Annotated in this window: 5 protein-coding genes and 1 pseudogene; 3 read left to right on the forward strand and 3 right to left on the reverse strand. The window is 69.7% G+C overall.

Annotated elements, in window-relative coordinates:
• Positions 1 to 98: 98 nt before the first annotated feature.
• Positions 99 to 2,036: a 1-deoxy-D-xylulose-5-phosphate synthase gene (gene dxs / locus ASE16_RS14585; RefSeq protein WP_055896262.1), complete on the forward strand. Its 1,938-nt coding sequence runs from the start codon at positions 99 to 101 to the stop codon at positions 2,034 to 2,036.
• 118 nt (positions 2,037 to 2,154) lie between these two features.
• On the opposite strand, the gene ASE16_RS14590 is transcribed toward dxs, so the two are convergent.
• Positions 2,155 to 2,691 carry a dihydrofolate reductase family protein gene (locus ASE16_RS14590; protein ID WP_055896265.1) on the reverse strand — a complete coding sequence of 179 codons (537 nt, stop codon included), beginning with the start codon at positions 2,689 to 2,691 and terminating at the stop codon, positions 2,155 to 2,157.
• Positions 2,692 to 2,774: 83 nt separating this feature from the next.
• Here ASE16_RS14590 and ASE16_RS14595 point away from each other — a divergent pair, with 83 nt between their 5' ends.
• The gene (locus ASE16_RS14595; protein ID WP_055896267.1) at positions 2,775 to 3,155 is read left to right on the forward strand and encodes a MerR family transcriptional regulator; all 381 of its coding nucleotides are present in this window, start codon (positions 2,775 to 2,777) and stop codon (positions 3,153 to 3,155) included.
• Entirely contained in the window at positions 3,152 to 4,129 is a 978-nt protein-coding gene (locus ASE16_RS14600; RefSeq protein ID WP_055896270.1) for an aldo/keto reductase, read from the forward strand. Before ASE16_RS14595 ends, ASE16_RS14600 begins: the two co-directional genes overlap by 4 nt.
• 89 nt (positions 4,130 to 4,218) lie before the next feature.
• Here the strand turns inward: ASE16_RS14600 and ASE16_RS14605 are convergent, their stop codons facing one another.
• Together ASE16_RS14605 and ASE16_RS20160 are read right to left on the reverse strand one after the other, a co-directional pair.
• Positions 4,219 to 5,502 carry a beta-galactosidase small subunit family protein gene (locus ASE16_RS14605; protein WP_321164259.1) on the reverse strand — a complete coding sequence of 428 codons (1,284 nt, stop codon included), beginning with the start codon at positions 5,500 to 5,502 and terminating at the stop codon, positions 4,219 to 4,221.
• Positions 5,485 to 5,966: pseudogene (locus tag ASE16_RS20160) on the reverse strand (glycoside hydrolase family 2 TIM barrel-domain containing protein); the annotation flags it as partial. The pseudogene ASE16_RS20160 and the gene ASE16_RS14605, both read right to left, overlap by 18 nt.
• Positions 5,967 to 6,000: the final 34 nt, after the last annotated feature.

Raw genomic sequence — 6,000 nt, forward strand, 5'->3', positions numbered from 1 at the left:
CGCCGGCCGCTTCCGTTTGGGTGCCTGAGGGGCGTGATGATGAGCCGGAATTGCCGTTTCGGAGCGAGCTTCGATTTGTCCGCGCCTAGACTCGAAGCATGAGCATCCTCGAGACCATCCACGGTCCCCGCGATCTGGACACGCTCTCGGAAGAGGAGCTTGTTCGGCTGGCGGGGGAGATCCGCGCGTTCCTGGTCGCGAATGTCGCGAAGACCGGGGGTCACCTCGGACCCAACCTCGGCGTGGTCGAGTCGACCATCGCCATCCACAGGGTCTTCGACTCCCCGCGCGACGCCATCGTGTTCGACACCGGGCACCAGTCGTACGTGCACAAGCTCCTCACCGGGCGGCAGGACTTCTCGCAGCTGCGGCAGCGCGGCGGCCTCGCCGGGTACCCGCAGCGGTCGGAGTCCGAGCACGACATCGTGGAGAGCTCGCACGCGTCCAGCTCGCTGTCCTGGGCGGACGGCATCTCCCGCGCGTTCGCCATGACGGGGCAGGACGACCGGCACGTGATCGCCATGGTCGGCGACGGCGCGCTGACCGGCGGCATGACGTGGGAGGCGCTGAACAACATCAGCGACGACAACACCCGCAAGCTCATCATCGTCGTCAACGACAACGGCCGCTCGTACGCCCCGACCATCGGCGGCATGGCACGTTTCCTCAACACGGTGCGCACCCGGCGCAGCTACCGCAACCTGTACCTGTCGAGCCGCAAGGCGTTCGACCGCCTCGGCGGCCCGGGCCAGTCGTTCTACCGAGGCATCCGCGGCGGCCTGCACGGATTCCTCAGCCGCTTCTCCAACAACGAGGCGCTGTACTCCAACCTCGACATCAAGTACATCGGGCCGGTGCACGGCCACGACATCGAGGCCATGGAGGAAGCGCTCCGGCAGGCCAAGAACTACGGCGCCCCGGTGATCGTGCACGCCATCACGCAGAAGGGCCGCGGCTACGAGCCTGCGCTTCGGGATGCGGCGGACCAGTTCCACTCCGTCAATAAGATCGACCCGGAGACGGGCGAGCCGATCGAGAGTTCGAGCAAGCCGTCCTGGACGAGCGTGTTCGCCGACGAGATCGTGTCACTCGCCGAGAAGGACGAGAAGATCGTCGGCATCACCGCCGCGATGCTGCGCCCGACCGGCCTCCACAAGTTCGCCGAACGCTTCCCCGAGCGGGTGCACGATGTCGGCATCGCCGAGCAGCACGCGGCGACGAGCGCAGCCGGTCTCGCGTTCGGGGGACTGCATCCCGTGGTCGCGATCTACGCCACGTTCATCAACCGCGCGTTCGACCAGGTGCTGATGGATGTCGCCCTGCACAAGGCCGGAGTGACGTTCGTGCTCGACCGGGCGGGGGTGACCGGCCCGGACGGCCCGAGTCACCACGGCATCTGGGACCTCGCGATCCTGCAGGTCGTTCCCGGCATCCGGCTCGCCGCGCCGCGTGACGGCGCACGGTTCCGTGAGGAGCTGGCGGAGGCGGTCGCGGTCGACGACGCCCCGACGGTGCTCCGGTTCCCGAAGGGCTCGGTCGGCGCCGACATCGACGCGGTGCGCCGCACGGACGACGGCGTGGATGTGCTGCGCGAGGCCGACCGCAAAGACGTCCTGATCGTGACGGTCGGGCCGATGGCTGAGCTGGGCCTCACCGTGGCGGACGGCCTCGCGGCGCAGGGCATCGGAGCGACCGTGGTCGACCCGCGCTGGGTGGTCCCCGTGGCCACGAGCATCCTGGAGCTGGCGGCGGAACACCGGATCGTGGTGACCATCGAAGACGGCATCCGCGTCGGCGGTATCGGCACGCGCGTGCGGCAGAGCCTGCGCGAGGCAGGCATCGACACCGCGGTGGACGAGCTGGGACTCCCGGACGAGTTCATCGACCACGCCACTCGCGAGCAGATCCTCGAGGACGCAGGGCTCACAGCGCAGAAGATCGCCCGCGACCTCGTGGCCCAGGTGCTCGGCAGCCGCATCCCGATCGCCCGCCCCCTCCCTGCCGACGAGCTGAGCGAACGGCACCTCGACGCGTAAGCGGCGTCGGGTGAGTAGAGCCGCGTAAGCGGCGTCGGGTGAGTAGAGCCGCGTAAGCGGCGTCGGGTGAGTAGGGCCGCGTAAGCGGCGTCGGGCAAGCAGAACCGCGTAAGCGGCGTCAGCCGATGCGGTAGACGTGCTCCACGGACCCGCTCGGGAACGCGGTGGTACCGACGAGCGTCAGCGGGCTGCTCGCCTGCGCAACGGGGAGCAGTCGCTTGCCGGAACCGACCAGCACCGGCACGTAGGTGATGTGCAGTTCGTCGAGCAGCCCCGCGTTCGCGAGCTGGGCCGCGATCTGCCCGCCGCCGACCACCCACACGTCGCGGTCGCCCGAGGCCTCGCGGAGTTCGGCATCCAGCGCTCCCAGGTCGCCCTCGAAGAACGTGAGGTCTGCGCCTGGGATGCTGGGGAGGGCGCGGTGGGTGACGACCCAGGTCGGGATGCCGGCGTACGGCCACTCGGTGGTGTCGTCGGCGAGCAGGAATTCGTAGGTGGCCGCGCCCATCACGATGGCGCCGATGCCGGAGAGGAAGCGCTGATAGTGCTCGTCGAACTCCTCGAAGCCGAACTGCAGCAGCCAGTCGATGCGGTCGTCCGCATCCGCGATGAAACCGTCGATGGACGACGCGACGTAGTACTTCGTGAGAGCCATTCTGTGAAGTTAGCAGGAGCATCCGACACGATCGGCGTCTCCGGATTGACTTAGAGTGCACTCGAAGTCCTATCGTGGCAACCATGACCGATACAGCGACAGAGCTCTCGATCTCCGAGGTCGCGGAGCGCACGGGTCTCACGACCCACACGCTGCGCTACTACGAGCGAGAAGGGCTGATGCGCACCCCCGTCGGGCGCGCATCCTCCACGCACCGTCGCTACACCGACGCCGACGTGAACTGGGTCGTCTTCCTCACCAAGCTGCGTCTCACCGCCATGCCCATCGCCAGGATGCGCGAGTACACCGAGCTCGCTCGTCGCGGCGACGACACCACCGCGGAGCGGCTGGAACTGCTGCTCGTGCACCGGATGAACGTGGTGCGGCAGCTCGAGGAGGTCACGGCCAGTCTGGCGGCCATCGACCACAAGATCGGTCTCTATCAGGAGAAGGTAACCGCATGAAGAAGATCACACTCGGCACGGAGAAGCTCGAGGTCTCCCGCCTCGGCCTCGGCTGCATGGGAATGTCCGCGTTCTACACCGGCGCAGGCGACGACGACGCCGGCTCGATCCGCACCATCCACCGCGCCATCGACCTGGGGGTGACATTCTTCGACACCGCCGAGATCTACGGCCCGTACGCCAACGAGGAACTGCTCGCCCGCGCGTTCGCCGGCAAGCGCGACCAGGTGGTCATCGCGACCAAGTTCGGCACGATCCTGCACAGGAGCAAGGACGAACGCGGCCTCGACGGCTCGCCGGAGAACGTGCGACTGTCGGTCGAGGGGTCGCTGCGGCGCCTGCAGACCGACCACATCGACCTCTACTACCAGCACAGGATGGACCCCGGCACACCGATCGAGGACACGGTCGGCGCACTCGCCGAGCTGATCGGGGAGGGCAAGATCGGTCACTACGGCCTGTCGGAGGCGGCGCCGGAGACCATCCGCCGCGCCAACGCCGTGCATCCGGTGACGGCGATCCAGACCGAGTACTCGCTCTGGAGCCGCGACCCTGAGGCCGAGATCCTGCCGACCGTGCGTGAGCTCGGCATCGGCTTCGTGCCGTACTCGCCGCTCGGCCGCGGCTTCCTCACCGGCACGATCCGTTCGCTCGACGAGCTGGCGCCCGACGACTTCCGCCGGTTCAACCCGCGCTTCGAGGGCGACAACCTGGAGGCCAACATCCGCATCGTCGAACAGGTGGATGCTGTGGCCCGCGAAGCCGGGGCGACCCCCGGCCAGGTGGCGCTCGCCTGGCTTCTGGCGCAGGGGGACGACATCGCGCCCATCCCCGGAACGCGCCGCGTGGAGAACCTGGAGCAGAACGTGGCGGCGGACGAGCTGGAACTGTCGCCGGAGCAGCTCGAGCGACTCGGCAGCGTCGCCCCGGCGGTGGGGGACCGGTACGCGGACATGTCGCCGCTGAACCGCTGAATCACCGAATCGCTGAATCGCCGACGCGTACGCGCACAGAGGCCCCTGATCGCAGCGCGGTCAGGGGCCTCTCGTGTCTCAGCAGCGCGTCAGTCGCCGAAGCGGATCGTGATCGTCCGTGCCTCCGGCCGCAGCGCGTGCTCCGCGGCGACGTCTGGGCCACACGCCCGCGATCCGAGGCCGTGCTGGGCGGCGTCGACGAACAGGTAGGTCGTCGTGCTGTCCGGCAGCTCGTGCGGGTGCCCGGCAGCCGCGACCTGCTGCGGGGTGTGCCTGCTCAGGCTGAAGCCTGGGCGGCGCCCGGCGGTGTCCTGGACCAGGGTGAGGCGCAGGGCGTCGGTGTCCGCTGTGCCGAGCGTGAGCGTGCGCACGTCGGCCCGGTGTCCCGTCTCCTGCGGGCGCGCGTAGACGACGTTGAGCTCGTCCACCGTCGCGCCGAACGAACCGACCAGGGCGGCGGTCATGCTGTCCGGGTACGCCTCCAGCGGACCGCGGCCGAACCACTCCGCCCTGTCGACGGCGTTCGAGCCGTCCGGCAGGTCGAAGCGCAGGCCGATGCGCGGCCAGACGGTGTCCCAGCCGGTCGACGGGGCGATCTCGGTGCGCAGGGTGAGCCGTCCGTCTGCGTCGAGCGTCCAGAGCGCATCCACCCAGACAGCCGCGGACGAGTTCGCCGCCGACACCCGCGTGCGCACGCGCAGCGCCCGGTCGGCGTGCTCGACCGACACGACGCGGTGGGTCAGGCGGTCGAGTCCTGCCGCCCGCCAGAGGGTGGCGCTCGACACGCCGGCGATGCTTGCGTCGTCCTCGCCGGGCTCCGCTCGGGATGCGCCCTCGTCGTTGTCGGTCGGGGCGCGCCACAGCTCCAGGCGCGGCCCGGCGACTTCGCGACCGCCGAGGCGCACCAGCACGCCGTCTTCGAACTCGGCGGGGCCGAGCGTCGACCGCGACGGTGCGCCGGCGACGAGCGCCGCGGGCACAGGGCGCGGAACAGCCGAGGGGATGCGCGCGCTCAGGTCCACCTGCCCGCTGGCGACCACGTGGCCGGCCTCTGCCCACGCCGTTGCGGACTGCAGGACGGCGTCGATCGTGAGCCAGGTCTCCGCATCCTGCGCCACCTCGACGGTCGGCAGGGCGACCGTGACCGCTGCGCCCGCGGGCAGCGAGCCGACGTCCAGCTCGCCGCGCGACATGCGCCGCCCGTCGTGCTCGACGCGCCAGCGGAACGCCAGATCGGAGGCGTCGGCCGTGTGCCGCAGGTTCGTGAGGGTCACGGTGCGGTCTCCGAACTCGAAGCGGATCGGCTGCACGACGGCCTTGTACTCGCTGAGCCCCGGGGTGGGGGTGTCGTCGCTGAGGATCATGCCGTCCATGACGAAGTTGCCGTCGTGGATGACCTCGCCGAAGTCGCCGCCGTAGGCGTAGAAGGGGGTCGCCACTCCCAGACGAACCCGCCGTGCAAGCGCGGATGCTCGTGCACCAGCCGTTCGTATGCATCCAGACCGCCTGGGCCGTTGCCCATCGCGTGCGCGTACTCGCAGAGCAGGAACGGCTTCGTCCGCTGCCTGGCTCCCTGTCCGGGCGTCGTGCCGAGGAGCGGGTAGCGGGAGCCGTCCGTGCCGATCTCCGCCGTCTCGCGCACCGAGGAGTACATGCGCGAGTACACGTCGGTGTACTCGCCCGTGTAATCGCCCTCGTAGTGCACGGGGCGGCCTGGGTCGCGGTCGTGCACCCAGGCGGCGTTGGCCGCGAGGTTGGCGCCGGTGCCGGACTCGTTGCCGAGCGACCAGATCACGATGCTGGGGTGGTTCTTGTCCCGCTCGACGGTGCGCTGGATGCGGTCGAGGTATGCAGCGCGCCAGCGCGGGTCG

The organism is Leifsonia sp. Root227, from assembly GCF_001428745.1.
Classification (GTDB): Bacteria; Actinomycetota; Actinomycetes; order Actinomycetales; family Microbacteriaceae; genus Leifsonia.